Source organism: Rhizobium sp. BK212 (genome assembly GCF_014197475.1).
Lineage (GTDB): Bacteria > Pseudomonadota > Alphaproteobacteria > Rhizobiales > Rhizobiaceae > Rhizobium > Rhizobium anhuiense.
In genome coordinates, this window is sequence record NZ_JACIFS010000010.1 from 1 (window position 1) to 20,497 (window position 20,497).

Sequence of the window (20,497 nt, forward strand, 5' to 3'; positions counted from 1 at the left end):
TTGCCGCGGTGACGTTCGAGATCGGCAAAAACGCGGTAACGGCCCTCGGCATGAAGCCCGTCCAGCTCGTTTTTGAAAAACGCTTCGAAATCCATCATATGCTCCAGTATCACGCGGACGTTCTTGATGACCGGACGTCCGCGCGTCAATGCTTACCCTTTGCTTTAACATCAACTGCGGCAAAAGGCCCAGATTTTTGAATGATTCCAGATAAAAAATATGCGAGCCGAGATCAATGGAATTGATGCGGCAGAATGCAGCGGAGCTTGCCAACCAAGCGAAAGGTGACGACGGCCGCATCGCAAAAAAATCAGCACATCGGATGGACAACCCTTTCTTCCGACATAGTTTTCGGTCTAGCGTGACGAAAAAATAGAAGGGACGGCCTTTGCCCGTTGGGCAACAACCTCGGAGAGAAAAGATGAAGAAAGCTGTCATACTCGCATTGATCGGCCTGTCGATCGCAAGCTGCACGCCGACACAGCAGGGCGCCGGCATCGGCGCTGCATCCGGTGCCGTGATCGGCGGCGTCGTCACCGGCGATGTCCGTGGTGCGGCAGTCGGCGCCGCCATCGGCGGCGTGTCCGGCGCCCTGATCGGCAGTGTCGCCGAACAGCCCGGCCAGTGCTACTATCGCGACCGCTACGGCCGCCGCTACATCGATAGCTGCCCGCGCTGAAAGCGCTTGGAAAGCGTCAAATTCGGAAAATCCCGGACACATGTCCGGGATTTTTTGTGCTAAATTAGCGCGTTGGCAATTTAAAATGGTACACGTCGCGCGATTTTGCCGCTAAGCTGTTCACGGCTGGGCAACGAAGCTTCATTGTAGGCATAACCAAAAGCGGCGGATGCGGATCAGAGGGACAGGCCCGAAAACAGGTACTGCGTATCGGCGAACAGGCACCATGATGGTGGTCGCAGCGGCAGCTGCGTTCTCACCGGTCCTGATCGGCGACGCTTATGCCTTCAAGCTTTTCGGCATCACCATTTTCGGCAAGGAAGAAGACGAAGGTGAACAGGTGCCCGATCCGGTGCGCTACCACGTCGACCTCAGAGCCGATACCGTCGATCCCGACCTGAAAGAAGCGCTGGAAAACAGTTCCCGCCTCCTCAGTGACCAGAAACTGCCGGTGTCCGGCGATCTCGGCATCGTCGTCAAGGCGCGCGACGACCGTGAGCGGCTGATCGCCACCTTGTATGAAAAGGCCCGCTATGGCGGCCTGGTAACGATCACCATCGACGGCAGAAACATCGACGACCTGCCGCCCAATCCGACATTCGACCGGTCCGGGCCGATCCCCGTCACCGTCGACATTGCTCCTGGCCCGGTTTTCAAGGTCAGGGAGGTCCAGTTCGGCGGCGATGCCGCAAACCATAATCCCGCCGATTACGATCTCGCCCCGGGCGCCGAGGCCGGCTCGCTCGCCATCATCAGAGCCGGCGACAAGATCGTCGAACAGTTGAAGAGCGAAGGCCGTCCCTTCGCCAAACTGACCGAACGCAAGGTGGTCGCCGACCACAAAAGCGATACCGTCGATATCGTCCTTGCCGCCGAAGGTGGTCCGGTCGCCCCGATCGGCGATGTCGGCGTCACCGGCGAAAAGACCGTCAAGCCGGCTTTCATCCAGCGTTATTCCCGGCTGAACAAGGGCGAAGCCTATTCCCCGGAAGCGTTGAAGAAAGCCGGCGAGCGCCTTCGCGCCCTCGGCGTCTTTTCGAGCGTCACCATTCACCAGGGCGATGCGCTGGCGCCGGATGGCACCCTGCCGATGACGATCGAGGTTTCCGAAGGCAAGAGGCGCTATTTCGGCGTCGGCGCGCAATATTCCACCACCGACGGCTTCGGCATTCAGGGCTATTGGGGCCACCGCAACCTGTTCGGCGAAGCCGAAACGCTGAGGATCGAGGGAGCGGTCTCTCGGCTTGGCGAAACGACGGATGTCGGCAGCCTCGACTATTCCGCCGGCATCCTCTTCACCAAACCGGGCGCCTTCTTCCCCGCCGCCACCCTGAAGGCCGGCATCGTCGCCAAGACCGAAAATCCGGATGCCTATAATGCGACGCTCGTCACCGCCTCGCTCGGCCTGTCCTACGAGTTGACCGACCAGGACACTGTCTCGGCGAGCGGCGAGCTCAGCTGGGAGCGCGACGACGACGCATTCGGCGAGAACGACTATCTGACCTTCACCCTGCCGATCCAATATGATCGCGACGCACGCGACGACAAGTTCAACCCGACGGAGGGCTATCGCGCGACCTTCTCGGCAAAGCCCGGCTACGAAATCTTCAACGCCACGCCCTATGCGGCATTCCAAGGCTCGATCTCCGGTTATCTGCCGTTCGGCCAGGACGACGGCTTGGTGCTGGCCGGCAAGGTAGCCGCCGGCGTCCTGATCGGTGGCGACAGCATCGGCGACATTCCCGCCACGCAGCGCTTCTTTGCCGGCGGCGGCGGCTCGGTCCGTGGATACAGCTATCAGGAAATCTCGCCCTATAACGACAATGGCGATGCCACCGGCGGCCGCTCCTATGTGACCGGTTCGCTGGAGGCCCGCATCAAGATCACCGATACGATCGGCATCGTGCCCTTCATCGATGTCGGTACCGTATCGGACAGCACCTTTCCGGGTTTTTCCGATATCCGCGCCGGCGCCGGCGCCGGAATACGATATGCAACGCCTTTCGGCCCGCTGCGGCTTGATTTTGCCATGCCGCTGAACAAGTACGAAGATGGCACAGATTACGGAATCTACGCCGGCATCGGCCAATCCTTCTAGAATTGCCGATCCGCTCGTGTTTTCCGATCTGCGAGCCGTCATGAAAACGGGGTAGTGTCCGCGCCGATGCAAACGCTGGCAAAAATCGTCAACTGGATCCTGCGGCTCACCGGCTATGCGCTGGGCGCCACTTTGATTCTCGCTGTCGCAGCCCTTGCGATCTTCGGCTTCACCAGTTTTGGCGCCCGCGTCGTCACCGAAAGGATAGCCTCGACGCTTTCCAACCGCGACATGACGATCGAAGTGCGTGAACCGCAGGGTCTTCTGACCGGCGGACTTCGCGCTGCCGAGATCTCCCTCTCCGACACCCGGGGCGTCTTTGCGGAAATTCATGGCATCGCAATCGACTGGAATCCGCTGGCGCTGCTGACCGGAACCTTCCACGCCAAACGCTTCGAGATCGAAGCGATCGACGTGCTGCGAAAGCCGGTGCGCACCCTGCCCTCGCGGCCCCGAACTGAAACCTCCGGCGGATTCAGCCTGCCGATCAAGATCGATATCGACCGCGTCGCGCTGCCCGATATCAAACTCGCCGCACCCATTGCCGGGCGCGCCTTTGCGCTCGCCGCCGAAGGCAGCCTTTCGGCGAACGGCGATGGCGGCGAGGCTATCGTCAATGTCAGCCGTCACGCGGTCCCCGATGCGCGGCTTGCCGCCGACATCGCCTATGCGCCGGCCGAAAACCGGCTGCGGCTAAAGGCACAGCTTTCCGAGCCGAAGGGCGGGCTGCTGGCGGGCTTTCTCGGCCTGCCGGACAGCCCGGCGGTCAACATCGATCTCGACGGCCAGGGGCCGATATCCGATTGGAAAGGCAAAGTGCAGGCCGCCCTCGACGGGCAGCAACGCGCCGCAATCGAGGCCCGGCATCAGATCTCGGCAGACGGACTGCATCACCTCGACCTCAAGGGCGGCGGCGACCTGAGCTCGCTGCTGCCATCGGCATTCCGGCCGCTTTTTGCCGGCCAGACCAATATTGATCTTGCCACCACCTTCGACAACCACGGCAAGATCGATATCCAGACCGGCAATATCGCCACCGGCAGCGTCGTCATCGCTGCCTCGGGCACCCTCGATCCGGCCGGCAACAACAGCCTGAACGCCAATCTGCTCGGCACCTCGGGGCCTGTCGATTTCCGCTGGCCGCTCGCCGAAGGCGAAGCGCGCTTCCTGATATCAGGTCTCAACCTCGCGCTGACAGGCGATGCGCAGGCGGCCCGGCTCAACGTCAGCGGCTCGCTCGACACCGCAACCCTGCCCCAGGCCGATATTGGCAACGTCAAACTGACAGCCAAGAGCGACGCCTTCAATCTCGCCGCGCGTTCTGGCAGCATCCAGCTGCGCCTCGTTGCCGGTGACATGAGCTTTGCCGAGCCGAACCTCAATCGCGCTGTCCAAGGACCGGTCACGATCGCCTCGCCGCTGCAGATCACGCCCTCGGGCATCGGCTTCAACGGCACCACCGTCGAAAGCGCCAATATCAACGGCAGCCTCAACGGCTCCTATCGGCTGGCAGACCAGGCCTTGACCGGCAACCTCAAACTCACCGTCGAACCGGCAGCCCTGCCGGCCGCGGCAACAGCCAGGTTCGACGGACTGATCTCGCTCGAAAGCCAGGTGGTCGGCACCATCCCGTCGAAATTCGCGCTGTCCAATCTCGTCTTGAAGTCCGGAACGCTGGAAGCGGCCGGCAACGTCGCGCTTGATGGCCAGATGTTGAATGCCGATCTCTCCGGCCGGCTGCCTGACGTCGGCAAGCTCATCCCCGGCGCCAGCGGCGGGGCGGGTTATGCGTTGAGAATAGGAGGTGAGCTCCCGGCAGTCTCGGTGACGGCCAATCTCAAGGCCACAAGCCTTGACATGGCCGATCGCAAGCTCGGCAACCTCAATATCGACCTGTCCGGTCTCGCTGACCCCAAGGCGCCGCAGGGCAAGATCGCCGCCACCGGCACGATCGACGGCCAGCCGATCAGCATCAACGGCGACATCAGTTCGCAGGACGGCAAGACGAGCATTCCGGCGCTGACCGCCGATATCGGCGGCAACCGGCTGACCGGCAATGTGGAGTTCTCGCCCTCGTTGGAGCCGACAGGCGCCCTGACCTTCGATTTTCCCAATCTCGGCCTGCTCGCCGCACTCGGCGGGCAGAAGGCCGAAGGCGACCTCAAAGGGTCGCTCGGCGTCAACAGCGATGGTGGCAGGATTGCGCTCAAGCTGCTCGCAACAGGCGGCTCGATCCGCCGTGATACGCTTGCGATCGTCAAGCCGGATATCGATGTCACGGTCAGCGATCTCAGCGCCCTGGCCGCAAGCGGTACGGTCAAGGCCGAGGAGGTGAGTGCCGGAACGAACAAGCTTGCCGGCCTTTCGCTTGGGTTCACCAAGCAACACGACCATACAGATTTCGATCTCAATACCGCCTATGACGGCAATCCCGTACTGGCGACCGGCAATATCGAGGCGGCGGGCGGCACGATGCACCTGAACCTCGATCGGTTCTCGGCAAGCCCCCGCAATATCCCGATCGAGCTTGCCGCACCAACGCAGGTTACAATCGCTAGCGGGGCCGCCAGCCTGAACGGACTGACGTTGAAGACCGGAACCGGCTCGGTCACCGTCACCGGCTCCGCCGGCGAAACGCTGAAGCTCGATGCCGACATCCACGAACTGCCGGCAGCGCTCGCCAACGGTTTCGTGCCCAATCTATCAGCCGGCGGCACGATCTCCGGAAGGATTGCCGTGACGGGAACGCCGGCAGCACCCGTCGCCGACTTCAAGCTCGACTGGAAGGATGCGACGACGGGCCAGACCAAGGGCGCTGGCCTGGCGCCGCTCGGTATTGCAGCCGGCGGCAAATTCGCCGACAACAAGCTCGATTTCGACACGACCGTCGGCAGTGGTGACGGCCTCTCGCTCAAGGCCGCCGGCAATGTCTCGCTCGCCGACCCGAAGGCACCGGTGCTTGATGTCGACGCCGATATCCTCAACCTGCCGGCCCGCATCGCCAATGGTTTCGTTCCCGATCTCGCCGCCGAAGGCACGATCACAGGAAAATTGACGGCGTCGGGCTCCTTCGCTGCTCCAACCGCCAATGTCGATCTCGATTGGAAAAGTGCTGCGACGAGCCACACGAAGCGCGCCGGCCTTGTGGATCTGACCGTCAAGGCATCCGGTAAACTTGCCGACAGCAGGCTCGATTTCGACACGGCGATATCGGGCGCCAACAGCCTCTCGCTGAAAACATCAGGCAATGTCGCCATCGCCGGCACGACGATCGGCAACGTCAAAGTCGACGCCACGCTGACGAATGTCCCGGCGAATATCGCAAACGGTTTCGTCACCGATCTCGCCGCCGAAGGGGCGATCTCGGGAAAGGTCTCAGCCAGCGGCCCGCTTTCCGCCCCGAGTGCCGATTTCGATCTCAACTGGAAAGACGCGGCGACGAGCCACACGAAACGTGCCGGCCTTGCAGCGCTCGGCGTGACCGCGTCGGGAAAATTTGCCGAAAACAAGCTGGATTTCAACGCGGCAGCCCGCGGCGATCAAGGCCTCTCACTGACGGCCATGGGTAATGTCGCACTCGCCGGTACGGAGATCGACAGCATCAAGGTCGATGCCGAGGTCGCCAAGCTTCCGGCCAGTCTCGCAAATGCCTTCGTTCCCGATCTGGCCGCCGGCGGAACGATCTCCGGCACTGTGTCCGCCGCCGGGACACCCGCCGCACCGAAGGCCGACTTCAAGCTCGACTGGACGGATGCTGCGACCAGTCAGACCCGAAGCGCTCATCTCTCAGGCCTCGCGCTGTCCACATCCGGACGCTTCGCCGACGATCGCCTCGATTTCGATGCCAATCTCGCCGGCAAGGACGGCCTCTCGCTCAAGGCCGCCGGCAATATCGCGATATCGGGCACATCAGTTCGTAACATCGACGTCAAGGCCGATCTTGCCAACCTGCCTGCAGGTCTCGCCAACGGCTTCGTCCCCGGTCTAGCCGCCGAAGGCACGGTCTCGGGAACGGCATCCGCCTCCGGAGCACTGCCGAAACCGGCCGTCGATTTCAAGCTCGACTGGAAGAATGCCGCCACCGCCCAAACCAGGAGCAGCGGCCTGTCGGGACTGAGTGCTGCGGCATCCGGCAAATTCGCCAATGACCGGGTCGATTTCGACGCCAACCTCGCCGGCAAGGACGGCGTGCTGGCCAAGGCAAAGGGCGGCGTCACCATCGCGGGAACGGCCATCCGGGACCTATCGATCAATGCCGATATCCCGGCGCTGCCGGCAAGTATCGCAAATGCCTTCGTTCCCGATCTTGGTGCCGAAGGCACGCTCTCGGCAAATGCCGTGACGTCGGGAACGCCGACAAATCCGATCGTCGATTTCAAGCTCGACTGGAAAGATGCCGCGACCAGCCACACCAAGGCTGCCGGCATTTCCCGCCTTGCGCTGGCGGCGACGGGAAAATACGCCGGTGACAGGCTGGATTTCAATGCCGCCCTCACCGGCAGCGGCGGCATTGCGCTGAAAGCCACCGGCAATCTCGCCATCGAAGGCACATCGATCCGCTCGCTCGACGTCACGGCAGACACCAGCAATCTTCCGGCTGGCATCGCCAACGGCTTTGTTCCCGGCCTTGCAGCCGAGGGCGCGGTCTCGGCGACCGTCAAGGCCACCGGCGCGCTGTCTTCGCCCTCCGTCGACTTCAAGGTCAACTGGAAGAACGCAGCGACGAGCCAGACAAAAGGAGCCGGCCTTTCGCCCTTCAGCATCGACGCATCCGGCAAACTTGCCGGAAACAAGCTGACGGTCGAGACCAGCCTTGCCGGTGACGCCGGCATGTCGCTGAAGGGTGGCGGCAGTGTTGCGATCACAGGCAATCGCGCCATCGACATGCGCTTCAACGGCAATCTTCCTTTCGCTGTGCTCGGCGCCCCGCTTGCGCAGCAGGGTCTCGTCGCCGACGGCGTCGCCACCGTCAATCTCCAGATCGGCGGAACGGCCGCAGCACCCGTCATCAACGGCACTGTCTCGACCAATGGCGCAAAGCTCGTCGATGTCCGGCGCAATCTGGCTGTCAACAACCTTGCGGCAACGGTGACCTTCAATGGCAGCCAGGCCGTAATATCGCGCCTCAACGGCAGCCTTGGCAGCGGCGGCACGATTTCGGCCAGCGGCACGATCGGCATTCAGCCGGCCGGCGGCTTTCCCGCCGACATTTCGATTAAGCTCGATAAAGCGGTCTATGTCGATGGAACCCTTGTCGTGTCGACCGTCAATGGCACGCTCGGCCTACGCGGGCCGATTGCAAACGCGACGCTGAGCGGCAAGCTTCGGCTGGACAAGACCTCGATCACCGTCCCGGAAAAATTGCCGACCTCGCTCAGAGAAATCGACATCCGGCATAAGAACGCGCCGCGGGCGGTGCTGGCGCAGCTGCGCGATGACGGCGAGCGCAAACCCGGCGAGAAATCCTCCGTGATGACGCTGGATCTCGAAATCGACGCGCCATCGCATATCTTCGTGCGCGGCCGCGGCATCGATGCCGAGCTCGGCGGCCGCGTGACCATTCGCGGGACGGCGGCGGCACCGGTCGTCACCGGCGGTTTCACCATGCGCCGCGGCCGCCTGACCATTCTCAACCGCCGCCTGGATTTCTCCGACAAGAGCCGGATCACCTTTGCCGGCGACCTGACGCCGGCGCTCGATATGGAAGCGACCTCGACCTCCGGTACCACGACGCTGACCGTCGACGTCGCCGGCCTCGCCACCGACCCCGCCATCACCTTTTCTTCCTCGCCCCAGCTGCCGCAGGACGAGGTCCTGGCGCAGCTGATTTTCGGCCAGTCGATGTCGAAGCTCTCGGCGGTGCAGATCGCCCAGCTCGCCGACGCCGTCAGCCAGTTGGCCGGCAACCGCTCCACCTCGCTTTTCGAAGGCCTGCGCAACCAGCTCGGCGTTGACGACTTTGACGTCAGCACCGATTCCAAGGGCCAGACGAGCGTCAGCGTCGGCCGCTATCTCAACGACCGCACCTATTTCGAATTGCAGCAGGGCGGTTCGGCCGGCGCCAAGGCGGTGATCAACCTCGATGTCGGCCGCGGCGTCAAGCTGCGCGGCGGAGCAGGCGGCAATGGTGAAGGCGAAGCTGGCATCGTCTATGAACGGGAATACTGATGCATCACATCTCGCCTGAAGCTGCTGCGCGGCAGTTTTGGAATGACGGCACGCGCGAGCTCTAAGCCGGCTTAGAACCCGGTCTTGCTCGTCTTGAGAAGAATGTTGGTCTCGGTCGAATTGATGCCGTTGATCAGTCGGATGCGGCGCAGTGTCTCGTCGAAGGAGGGAAGATCCCGATCCTCGAGTTCGGCGACGAAATCCCATTTGCCGTTGGTGCTGTGAAGTGCGCGCACCTGTGGCAGGCCCCGCAGCTGATCGGCCACCCTGTCGGCGAGCTTGCCGAGCACCTCGATCATGACGATGGCGCGCACGCCGGCGGACCGCGTCTCGTGACCGGTGCGGACGGTGAAGCCGACGATGGTGCCGCTGGCGACCAGCCGGTCGATCCGGGCAGCGACCGTTGCCCGCGATGCACCCGTCATCGCTGCAAGCGAGGAGACGGAAATCCGGGCATTGTGGCGAAGGGCACTGAGAAGTTCGGTGTCGAGATCATCCACGCTGATCACTTTGTCAAAATAGGTTTATCATTCTGCGCAATCATAATCCATTTCTGACAATTTTCCATCTTTTTGCCGTCAGCCCTTTATCTCACTATCGGTCGAAACAGGCCTGAACACGGAGCCCTAGAGATGAATGCCCAATCGCGATCCGTCACCCTCATCGGCGCGCCGCTGGAAGAAGGCTCCGGCCGCAGAGGCGCTGCCATGGGGCCTGCCGCCTTGCGCATTGCCGGCGTCGATCAGACGTTGATCGAGCTTGGCCATGACGTCGCCGATATCGGCGATCTCAGGATCGTGCCGGCGATGGATCTGCCGAACCATCCGAAAGCCCACAATCTGAGGATCGTTGGCGCCTTCACCCGCGCGCTCGAAAGCAGCGTCCATGACGTCGCCGCCGCCGGCCGTTTCCCGCTCATTCTCGGCGGCGACCACAGCCTTTCCATGGGCAGCGTCTCCGGCATGGCCCGTTATGCCGCCAGCAAAGGCCGCCCGCTCTTCGTCCTCTGGCTCGATGCCCATGCCGACTTCAATTCTCCGGCCACCTCGCCCTCCGGCAATATTCACGGCATGCCCGTCGCCTTCTTCTGCGGCGAGGCCGAATTCGCCGAGATCCTGCCGAAGGACCGTCCGTTCGTCGATCCAAGGAATGTCTTCCAGGTCGGCATTCGTTCGGTCGATGCGCGTGAGCGCGAAGAAATCCACGAACATGGCGTCAACGTCTTCGACATGCGCGCGATCGACGAGCAGGGCATCGGCGCCATCATGCGTGAGATCCTCGACGTCGTGACCAAGGCGAACGGCCTGCTGCATGTCAGCCTCGACCTCGATTTCCTCGATCCCGAGATTGCCCCTGGCGTCGGCACGACGGTCCCGGGCGGCGCGACCTTTCGCGAGGCGCATCTGGTGATGGAAATGCTTTCGGATAGCGGCCTCGTCTCGTCGCTCGATCTCGTCGAACTCAATCCGTTTCTCGACGATCGCGGCAAGAGCGCCCGCATCCTGGTGGAACTGACGGCAAGCCTCTTCGGCCGCCGCATCTTCGATCGTCCGACACGCGCGGCATAGAGCATGCCGCGCAAAACTGTGCGGCAGTTTTGCGATCACGACATGCGGAAAACCAAAGACTAAGGGAGAACGGCCATGAACACTTCGGAAAAACTGATCGCCACCGAACAGCGGCTCGGCGCCAACAATTACAAGCCGCTCGACGTGGTATTGACACGTGGCGAAGGTGTTTATGTCTGGGATACCGACGGCAACCGTTATCTCGATTGCCTCTCGGCCTATTCCGCCGTCAATCAGGGCCATTGTCATCCGAAGATCCTTGCCGCCATGGTCGAGCAGGCGGGCAGACTGACGCTCACCTCCCGCGCCTTCCGCAACGACCAGCTCGCCTATCTCTACGAAGAGCTCGCCGCTCTCACCGGCTCACACAAGATCCTGCCGATGAATTCCGGCGCCGAAGCCGTGGAGACCGCCATCAAGGCGGTGCGCAAATGGGGATACGAGGTCAAGGGCGTGCCGGAGGGCAAGGCGGAGATCATCGTCTGCGCCGATAATTTCCACGGCCGGACGCTGAGCATCATCAGCTTCTCCACAGATCCCGAGGCCCGCACCGGCTTCGGCCCCTACACGCCGGGCTTCCGCACCATTCCCTTCGGCGATGCCGAGGCTTTTGCCGCGGCAATCAATGCCAATACGGTAGCCGCCCTGATCGAGCCGATCCAGGGGGAAGCCGGCGTCATCATCCCGCCGGCGGGTTATTTCACCCGCATTCGTGAACTCTGCACGGATAACAACGTCACCCTCATCCTCGACGAGATCCAGACCGGCCTCGGCCGCACCGGCAAGCTGCTGGCTGAGGAACACGAAGGCATCGAGGCCGACGTGACGCTGATCGGCAAGGCGCTCTCCGGCGGCTTCTACCCCGTGTCAGCAGTGCTTTCGAATTCCGAAGTCCTCGGCGTGCTGAAGCCCGGCCAGCACGGCTCGACCTTCGGCGGCAATCCGCTCGCCTGCGCGGTGGCACGCACCGCACTGAAGGTGTTGACGGAAGAGGGCATGATCGAGAACGCTGCGGTCATGGGCGATTATTTCCTCGATGGCCTCAGGTCGATCCGCTCGAACATCGTCAGGGACGTGCGCGGCCGCGGTCTGATGATGGCCATCGAACTGGAACCCGAAGCCGGCGGCGCGAGGCAATATTGCCATGCGCTGAAGGAGCGCGGCCTGCTCGCCAAGGACACCCACGACCATACGATTCGTCTCGCTCCGCCATTGGTCATAACAAGGGAGCAGGTGGATTGGGCGGTCTCGCAGATCGAAAAGACCATAGGCTGAAGTAAATCGGGGCTGAAAACCTTCGCAACCCCCCTCCCGATTTAGATTTGGGCAACACTCTTTCGCTAATGTCGTCGTAACCGTAACGATGCTTCGCCGAGCGCAAAGCCATCGCGTGGTGTGAAGGCAAGGCTCGTCAGCGCCAATGGTGGCGCACCCGCTTCTGCTTTGGCTTACGACAGTTGGGAAGAATTCTAATGGCCACGATCAATTCCACTAGCTTCAGCGGCGATACGCTCGAGATCATTGCCTTCCGCCTGCATGATCAGGAATTCTGCGTCAAGACCACGACCATCCGCGAAATCCGCGGCTGGGCGCCGTCGACGCCGATCCCGCACGCCCCGGCCGATGTCATCGGCGTCATGAACCTGCGCGGCTCGGTGATCCCGATCATCGATCTTGCCTACAAGCTCGGCATGAAGAGCACCGTCGCCAACGAGCGCAGCGCCATTGTCGTCGCCGAAGTTCACAGCATGGTCATCGGCATGCTCGTCGACCGCGTCTCGGACATTCTCACCATCTCGTCCAGCCAGGTCCAGCCGGTGCCTGAGGTGACCGCCTCCTTCGACCGCGCCTATTGCGAAGGCATCATCGCTTCAGAAAATGGCATGATCTGCTTCCTGAACCTCTCCAAGATGTTCAAGGAAAACGAGACCGATGATCTGGCGGCCTGATCGGGCTAGGCATTCGTATCTAGACAATTCGCATTTGAAAAACCGCCCATCCGGGCGGTTTTTTATTATGTACCGCAAGACTTTTCCGCACGGCTCAATATTAGTTATTTCTTTTATACGAGATATTAACCACGTCCTATCATCATACGACACACAAGGATGATACGTTTTCCGCAAATCTCGGAGGAATGACAGACGATACGGCTGTCATTCCATCACCGGCATTCTTCGTCCGACACGCTTCGTCTTATCAGCCGAAGCAGCAGAACGCGCATTTCAGAGGGGCAAGGATGTTTGGTCTATCTTCCGACTCGAAATATATTCTCAATGCCATTTCCAAATCGCAGGCGATCATCGAATTCGATCTCAATGGAAATATCCTCACGGCGAACGAGAATTTCTGCAATGCGCTTGGTTATCGCCTGAGCGAGATCGTCGGCAAGCATCACAGCATGTTCTGCGAGCCGGCCTATACGGCAACTCCTGACTATCGCGCCTTCTGGGCGCGGCTCGGGCGCGGCGAATATGATGCCGGCGCCTACGAGCGTCTTGCCAAGGGCAACCGCGAGATATGGATCCAGGCTTCGTACAATCCTGTTTTCAAGGGCGGAAAGCCATTCAAGGTGGTGAAATTTGCGGCCGACATCACGGCCGCCAAGAAGCAGGCGGTCGAGGATTCCGGCAAGCTGCAGGCGATCTCGCGTTCGCAGGCGGTGATCGAATTCAACCCGATGGGCGAGATCCTGACCGCGAACGAGAATTTCTGCAACGCCATGGGCTATTCCCTGGCCGAGATCAGCGGCAAGCATCACAGCATATTCTGCGATCCGGCCTATGTCGGCACAGAGGATTACAAAAGCTTCTGGCGGCGTCTGGCCAGTGGCGAATTCATCGCCAACGAATTCGTCCGTTTCGGCAAGGGCGGTCGCGAAATCTGGATCCAGGCAGCTTATAACCCGATCGTCGATGCCGACGGCAAGGTCTACAAGGTGGTGAAGTTCGCCACCGACGTCACCCAACGCATGAGCGCGATTTCTTCGCTCGGCGGCGCGCTGCGTCACCTATCCGAAGGTGATCTGACAAGGACGGTCGACACGCCCTTCGTCCCCTCGATGGAGCAATTGCGCCACGATTTCAACACGACGATCAAAGTCCTTGCCGAGACGATGAAGACAATCGGCGAGAATGCCGGTGCGATCGCCATCGGCTCACGCGAGATCGGCGCATCGGCCGATTCCTTCTCCAAACGGACGGAACAGCAAGCCGCATCGATCGAAGAAACCGCCGCCGCGCTGGAGGAAATCACCACCACGGTCAACGATTCCAGCCGCCGCGCCGATGAGGCCGGCCGCCTCGTCGCCATGACCAAACAGGGCGCCGAGCAATCCGGTACAGTGGTCCGCAATGCCGTTGCCGCCATGGGCCAGATCGAACAGTCCTCGCGCGAGATCACCAACATCATCGGCGTCATCGACGATATCGCCTTCCAGACCAACCTCCTGGCATTGAATGCCGGCGTCGAGGCGGCCCGCGCCGGCGAAGCCGGCAAGGGCTTCGCCGTGGTGGCTCAGGAAGTCCGGGAGCTCGCTCAGCGCTCCGCCAAAGCCGCCAAGGAGATCAAGGCGCTGATCAACACGTCCGGCGAGCATGTCAGGAACGGCGTCGGCCTCGTCGGCCAGACAGGCAAGGCGCTGGAGGAGATCGTCGCACAGGTCGGCGATATCGACGGCAACGTCGTCGCCATCGTCGAGGCCTCCAGGGAGCAGGCAACCGGCCTCAAGGAAATCAACCACGCGGTCAATACGCTCGATCAGGCAACCCAGCAGAATGCCGCCATGGTCGAAGAGAGCACCGCCGCCAGCCATAGCCTTGCCAAGGAAGCCGAAACGCTGCGCGTCCTGCTGACACGATTCCGTCTGCCGGGCCAGACCCAGGCCGCCGGCCGGCCGGAGGTGAGACATGAGGCGAGGCAAGCGGGTTCACCGGCGCTGCACCTTATTTCACGCGTCGCAAAGGCGCACGGCACCGCTGCGACCGCCCAGAGCTGGGAAGAATTCTGATCCCAGCCGCCGCAGATCGCCATCCTATCGTGCCGCCACCAGGCGGCACTCTGATCAGACTGAGGCGGTAGACGAAGATGAAGCGCGTCGCATGAAGCCCGTGCGACGCGCTGTGACGGCTCATCCGAACAGCGCGAACGTCGCCCTCAGCGTCACCCAGACACCCCAGAGCAGCGGAATGCCGACGACGGCCCAGGCAAGCATCGCCTTGGCGTCCAACCCGCCTGTGCCGATGCCAAAGGAACCGGTCGGGCCGGCATTGACCGCCGCAGACTTCGCCTGCAGCGCAGCAACCTCGTCGTCCGACATGAACCATTTGTCCGAAAGCGGCCTGATCAGCGAATTGGCGATGAGGCCGAGCGCCAGCATGCCGGCGAGGATATACATGGTGCCGGTATAGAGGGTTGGACCGGGTGCCACGCCGGCGGCGATCTGCGCTTCGCGGATATAGTTGACGACGACGGGACCGACGATGCCGGCCGTTGCCCAGGCCGTCAGCAGCCGGCCGTGGATGGCGCCGACGAACTGCGTACCGAAAATATCGGCAAGATAGGCCGGGATCGTCGCGAAGCCGCCGCCATACATCGACAGGATGATGCCGAAGGCGAGAACGAACAGCGCCTTGTTGCCCATGCCCGCAAAGGTCGGCGCCAGCGCATAGAGCACGATGCCGAGGATGAAGAAGCAATAATAGGTATTCTTGCGGCCGATCCTGTCGGACAGCGACGCCCAGAAGAACCGTCCGCCGATATTGAAGAGCGACAGCAGGCCGGCAAAACCGGCGGCGATCGTGGCGATCGATGCCTTCTGGCCGGCGTCCAGCTGGGCGAAACCGACATCCGGCAGGCCGATCAGCGAGCCGGCGAAGATTTCCTGCAGCATCGGCGAAGCCATGCCGAGAACACCGATACCGGCCGAAACGTTGAGGCAGAGCACGGCCCAGATCAGCCAGAACTGTTTGGTCTTGTGGGCATCGCGCAGGTGCACATGTTTGGTGGTGATCATCGTGCTCTTGGCCGCAGGCGGCGTCCAGCCGTCAGGACGCCAGCCGGCCGGCGGGATGCGATAGCCGAAGGCGCCGCCCATCATGAAGACGAAATAGATCGCCGCCATGACGATGAAGGTTTGCCAGACACCGACCGAACTGTCGGTCTTGAATGCATTCATCAGCAGGTTGGCAAGCGGCGCGCCGATCATCGCGCCACCGCCGAAGCCCATGATCGCCATGCCGGTCGCCATGCCGCGCCGGTCGGGAAACCATTTGATCAGCGTCGAGACCGGCGAGATGTAGCCGAGACCGAGACCGATGCCGCCGATGACGCCGGCGCCAAGCCACATCATCCAGAGCTGATGGGTGATGACGCCGATAGCGGCAAGAATGATACCGCCGCACCAGCAGCAGGCGGAAACGACGCCCGCCTTGCGCGGGCCGGCGCGCTCGAGCCAGCCGCCCCAGATGGCGGCGGACGAACCAAGGAGGACGAAGAATAGCGTATAAATCCAGCCGAGGTCGGCAACACGCCAGTCGCAGGTGGTGGTGAACAGCGCCGAGGCGAGTGTCAGATCCGGGCAGGCCGTCGAGGCGGTGATCCCGAGCGACTTGGAAAGCGGCAGCCAGAACACGCTGAAACCATAGGCCATGCCGATGCAGAGGTGGATGGCGAGTGCTGCCGGCGGCACCAGCCACCGATTGAACCCAGGCCGTGCAACGATCCTTTCACGATCGAGCAGGCCCGAGCCCGCCACCCCGTCTGTACGTGTTTCGGCTGCAGTCATGAACAACTCCTCCTTGATTCAGACCTGGCTTGATTCAGACTTGTTATCACCGACACATGCGCAGGCAGGCTGCTCCTGCCTTCCCTCCCGCATGGACCGATCCTGGCTAATCGGACCGAGAGCAATTCCAGGAAAAGTGGGAAACGGTTTTCCGTCCGAAATTGCGTAAAAGCAAAAGGTTTGAAATAAAGACCTAAAGCGCGAGGAACGCGCTTTAGTGTGTCGCAGGCTCCGGCTTTCGGATCAGAGGCGCGGCCTGCAGCACCAGCGCATCCAGGCCGTTCTCCTCATTCTCCAGAATTTCGAACAATTGCCGCCGCATGCGCGGATCCCAGAATTTATTGATATGGGTGGCGACCCCCTGCGCGGCTTCGCTTTCCGGCTGGCTCTTGAAGAAGGTAGCGATTTGATTTGCCATATAGACGAGCTTGGTCTTGGTATCATGCGACATCGGCAATGCTTCCAGGCGAGATACGGTGCGGGTGGGTGAAAATCTCGAAATCCTCGCCGCGCACCAGCGCGACGAGCGTCATGCCGGCCGCTTCGGCCGTGCGGATGGCCAGAGCCGTCGGCGCCGAAATGGCGATGAGCACCGGGCTGCCGAGGATCGCCGCCTTCTGCACCATTTCGACAGAAAGCCGGCTGGTGACGACGACCGCGCCGTCCCCGCCTTTTTCGCCGGCGCGGATGACGGCGCCGCAGAGCTTGTCCAGTGCATTGTGCCGGCCGACATCTTCGCGCACGGCAATCAGTCCCCCGCCTTGACAATAAAAGCCGGCGCCATGCACCGCCCGCGTCTCACGATGCAGCGGCTGTGCCTCGTTCAGAAGCGAAACGGCGCGGACGATATCCGCATGCGACAGCGCCAGCGGTGATGGCGAGACATCAGGCACCGGCCGCACTGCCTGTTCGATCGATTCGATGCCGCAGAGCCCGCAACCGACCGGCCCCGCCATGCTGCGGCGGCGTGCCCGCAGCAGATCGGCGACGTCATCGACAAGGCTTACCTGCACATCGATGCCCTGCTCACCCTCGACGACTTCGATGGCTGATATCTCCGCCGGCCCGGCAATGATCCCCTCGGTCAGGCTGAACCCGACGGCGAAATCCTCGAGATCCGCCGGCGTTGCCATCATCACCGCATGCGAACTGCCGCCATAGGAAAAGGCGATCGGCACTTCTTCCGGGACGATGCGCGAACCGGTCTGCACGATGCCGTTGCGGCGAGCGGTTTCGAGAGCACGGGCAGTGACGGTGAAGGTCATGACGCGCGTTCCTCCTGACAGGGCCACCCCCGCATCGTCACTCCGCTGCCTCGAGATTGCCGGCGATGCGGCGCGATTGCCGCGCCTGCTCGTCATATTCGAGCTGCCATTCACTTGGCCCGTTGGAAGGCGAGACCTGCACCGCCGTCACCTTGTATTCCGGGCAGTTGGTCGCCCAGTCGGAGAAATCGGTGGTGATGACGTTCACCTGCGTATTGGGATGATGGAAGGTCGTATAGACCACACCGGGCGCGACGCGATCGGTGATCAACGCCCGGAGCGTCGTGTCGCCGGAGCGGCTGCCGAGCTTCACCCAGTCGCCGTCGCGAACGCCGCGCTGCTCGGCATCGTGCGGATGGATTTCCAGCCGGTCTTCCGCATGCCAGACGACATTCTCGGTCCGCCGCGTCTGCGCCCCGACATTGTACTGGCTAAGGATGCGGCCGGTCGTCAGGAGCAGCGGGAAGCGCGGGCCGGTGCGCTCGTCGGTCGGCACATATTCGGTGCGGATGAACTTGCCCTTGCCGCGCACGAAGCCGTTGACATGCATGATCGGCGAGCCGAGCGGGTTCTTTTCGTTGCAGGGCCACTGCACCGAGCCCATTTTATCGAGATAGTCGTAGGAGACCATCGCGAAACTCGGCGTCGTCGCGGCGATCTCGTCCATGATTTCCGATGGATGGGTGTAATTCCAGTCGAGCCCCATCGCCTGGGCAAGCTTCTGAGTCACTTCCCAGTCGCCATAGCCGTTGCGCGGCGACATGACCTTGCGCACGCGGTTGATACGCCGCTCCGCATTGGTGAAGGTGCCGTCCTTTTCGAGGAAGGTCGAGCCCGGCAGGAAGACATGGGCGTAATTCGCGGTCTCGTTGAGGAACAGATCCTGGACGACGACGCATTCCATCGCCGCAAGCCCGGCGGCGACGTGTTTGGTATCGGGATCGGACTGAAGAATGTCCTCGCCCTGGATATAGATGCCCTTGAAGGAACCGTCGACTGCCGCATCCAGCATATTCGGAATGCGCAGGCCCGGCTCGTTGTTGAGCTTCACGCCCCAGAGTTTCTCGAAGATATCGCGCGTCGCATCGTCGGAAATGTGCCGGTAGCCCGGCAATTCGTGCGGGAAGGAGCCCATGTCGCAGGAGCCCTGCACGTTGTTCTGGCCGCGCAGCGGGTTCACGCCGACACCAGGACGGCCAATATTGCCGGTCGCCATCGCCAGGTTGGCGATCGCAATGACCGTGGTCGAGCCCTGGCTGTGTTCGGTGACGCCCAGGCCGTAATAGATCGCCCCATTACCGCCCTTGGCATAGAGCCTTGCCGCACCACGCAGGTCCGCCGCCGGCACGCCGGTGAAGATCTCGGTCTCTTCGGGACTGTGGTGCGGTTCGGCGACGAAGGCTGCCCAGTCCTCGAACTCCGACCAGTCGCAGCGCTCGCGGATGAAGCTCTCGTCGTAGAGTCCTTCGGTGACGATCACATGCGCGAGCGCCGTCATGACTGCGACATTGGTGCCGGGCTTCAGCGGCAGGTGATAGGAGGCCTCGACATGCGGCGAGCGGACGATATCGGTGCGGCGCGGATCGATGACAATGAGTTTGGCGCCCTGGCGCAGCCGCTTCTTCAACCGTGAGCCGAACACAGGATGCCCGTCCGTGGGATTGGCGCCGATGACGACGACGACATCCGAATGCTCGACACTGTCGAAATTCTGCGTGCCTGCCGACGTGCCGAATGTCTGGCCGAGACCATAGCCGGTCGGCGAATGGCAGACGCGGGCGCAGGTATCGACATTGTTGTTGCCGAAACCGGCGCGGATCAGCTTCTGCACCAGATAGGTTTCCTCATTGGTGCAGCGTGAGGAGGTGATGCCGCCGATCGCCTCGCGGCCGTATTGATACTGGATGCGGCAGAACTCCAGCGCCACATGCGCGAAGGCCTCGTCCCAGCTCACCTCCCGCCAGGGATCGCTGACCTTTTCGCGGATCATCGGGTTGAGGATGCGGTCCTTATGGGTGGAATAGCCGTAAGCGAAACGTCCCTTGACGCAGGAATGGCCGCGATTGGCCTGGCCGTCTTTCCACGGCACCATGCGCACCAGTTCCTCGCCGCGCATCTCCGCCTTGAAGGAACAGCCGACGCCGCAATAGGCGCAGGTGGTGACCGCCGAATGTTCCGGCTGGCCGATCTCTATCACCGACTTCTCCGTCAGCGTCGCCGTCGGGCAGGCCTGGACGCAGGCGCCGCAGGAGACGCATTCGGATTCGATGAAATGCTCGTGCATGCCGGGGGAAACGCGCGAACCGAAACCGCGTCCTTCGATCGTCAGCGCGAAGGTGCCCTGCACTTCCTCGCAGGCGCGCACACAGCGCGAACAGACGATGCATTTGGAGGGGTCATAGGTGAAATAGGGATTGGACTCGTCCTTCGGCATCCATTTCAGATTGATGCCGCCGTTGTTGCGCGCCTTGACGTGATTATCGCCCTCGTAGCCGTAGCGCACGTCGCGCAGGCCGACGGCGCCCGCCATGTCCTGCAATTCGCAATCGCCGTTGGCCGCGCAGGTGAGACAGTCGAGCGGATGGTCGGAAATATAGAGTTCCATCACGCCGCGGCGGATATCCTTCAGCCGCCCCGTCTGCGTGTGCACCACCATGTTTGCCGCCACCGGCGTCGTGCACGAGGAAGGCGTGCCGTTGCGGCCCTCGATCTCGACGAGGCAGAGCCGGCAGGAGCCGAAAGCATCGACCATATCGGTGGCGCAGAGCTTTGGCACCTTGATGCCGGCCTCCATCGAGGCGCGCATGATGGAGGTGCCCTCCGGCACGCTGATCCGCTGTCCATCAATGGTGAGCGTCACCATGGTCTCGGATGTCGAAGCCGGAGTGCCGTAGTCGATTTCATGGATGAGAGACATGGTCGGTCTCCTTGCTT

At 62.1% G+C, this 20,497-nt stretch carries 12 protein-coding genes and 1 pseudogene; 7 read left to right on the forward strand and 6 right to left on the reverse strand.

The window, feature by feature from the left end; translation table 11 throughout:
• Positions 1-149 (reverse strand): annotated as a pseudogene (locus tag FHT79_RS32240) (5-aminolevulinate synthase); the annotation flags it as partial.
• A 272-nt stretch (positions 150-421) separates the two neighbouring features.
• Here FHT79_RS32240 and FHT79_RS25910 point away from each other — a divergent pair.
• The 3 genes from FHT79_RS25910 to FHT79_RS25920 all read left to right on the forward strand — a co-directional run bounded on the left by FHT79_RS25910 (position 422) and on the right by FHT79_RS25920 (position 8,945).
• On the forward strand, positions 422-679 hold the full coding sequence (locus FHT79_RS25910) for a YMGG-like glycine zipper-containing protein (protein ID WP_028756469.1): 258 nt from the start codon (positions 422-424) through the stop codon (positions 677-679).
• Between the two features lie 169 nt (positions 680-848).
• A complete protein-coding gene (locus tag FHT79_RS25915; protein WP_183904451.1) occupies positions 849-2,777 on the forward strand; it encodes an autotransporter assembly complex family protein in 1,929 nt (642 codons plus the stop codon).
• 66 nt (positions 2,778-2,843) lie between these two features.
• Positions 2,844-8,945 carry a translocation/assembly module TamB domain-containing protein gene (locus FHT79_RS25920; protein WP_183904494.1) on the forward strand — a complete coding sequence of 2,034 codons (6,102 nt, stop codon included), beginning with the start codon at positions 2,844-2,846 and terminating at the stop codon, positions 8,943-8,945.
• Between the two features lie 71 nt (positions 8,946-9,016).
• On the opposite strand, the gene FHT79_RS25925 is transcribed toward FHT79_RS25920, so the two are convergent.
• The gene (locus FHT79_RS25925; RefSeq protein WP_183904452.1) at positions 9,017-9,454 is read right to left on the reverse strand and encodes an Lrp/AsnC family transcriptional regulator; all 438 of its coding nucleotides are present in this window, start codon (positions 9,452-9,454) and stop codon (positions 9,017-9,019) included.
• 123 nt (positions 9,455-9,577) lie between these two features.
• On the opposite strand from FHT79_RS25925, the gene rocF reads away from it, so the two are divergent.
• From rocF to FHT79_RS25945, 4 genes are all read left to right on the forward strand, one after another.
• Positions 9,578-10,513 (forward strand): arginase, encoded by a 936-nt coding sequence (gene rocF / locus FHT79_RS25930; RefSeq protein ID WP_183904453.1) that lies wholly within the window; start codon positions 9,578-9,580, stop codon positions 10,511-10,513.
• Positions 10,514-10,588: 75 nt separating this feature from the next.
• Entirely contained in the window at positions 10,589-11,788 is a 1,200-nt protein-coding gene (gene rocD, locus FHT79_RS25935) for an ornithine--oxo-acid transaminase (RefSeq protein WP_132574246.1), read from the forward strand.
• 197 nt (positions 11,789-11,985) lie between these two features.
• Positions 11,986-12,462, forward strand: a complete 477-nt coding sequence (locus FHT79_RS25940; RefSeq protein ID WP_011427049.1) for a chemotaxis protein CheW — start codon at positions 11,986-11,988, stop codon at positions 12,460-12,462.
• 290 nt (positions 12,463-12,752) lie between these two features.
• Positions 12,753-14,522: a PAS domain-containing methyl-accepting chemotaxis protein gene (locus FHT79_RS25945; RefSeq protein ID WP_183904454.1), complete on the forward strand. Its 1,770-nt coding sequence runs from the start codon at positions 12,753-12,755 to the stop codon at positions 14,520-14,522.
• A gap of 120 nt (positions 14,523-14,642) precedes the next feature.
• Here the strand turns inward: FHT79_RS25945 and FHT79_RS25950 are convergent, their stop codons facing one another.
• The 4 genes from FHT79_RS25950 to fdhF all read right to left on the reverse strand — a co-directional run bounded on the left by FHT79_RS25950 (position 14,643) and on the right by fdhF (position 20,480).
• Positions 14,643-16,298 carry an OFA family MFS transporter gene (locus FHT79_RS25950; RefSeq protein ID WP_183904455.1) on the reverse strand — a complete coding sequence of 552 codons (1,656 nt, stop codon included), beginning with the start codon at positions 16,296-16,298 and terminating at the stop codon, positions 14,643-14,645.
• 214 nt (positions 16,299-16,512) lie between these two features.
• Entirely contained in the window at positions 16,513-16,749 is a 237-nt protein-coding gene (locus FHT79_RS25955) for a formate dehydrogenase subunit delta (protein WP_028756024.1), read from the reverse strand.
• Positions 16,739-17,563: a formate dehydrogenase accessory sulfurtransferase FdhD gene (gene fdhD, locus FHT79_RS25960; RefSeq protein WP_183904456.1), complete on the reverse strand. Its 825-nt coding sequence runs from the start codon at positions 17,561-17,563 to the stop codon at positions 16,739-16,741. The genes FHT79_RS25955 and fdhD overlap by 11 nt, the downstream gene beginning before the upstream one ends.
• Before the next feature lie 37 nt (positions 17,564-17,600).
• Positions 17,601-20,480: a formate dehydrogenase subunit alpha gene (gene fdhF, locus FHT79_RS25965; protein WP_183904457.1), complete on the reverse strand. Its 2,880-nt coding sequence runs from the start codon at positions 20,478-20,480 to the stop codon at positions 17,601-17,603.
• Positions 20,481-20,497 lie beyond the last annotated feature (17 nt).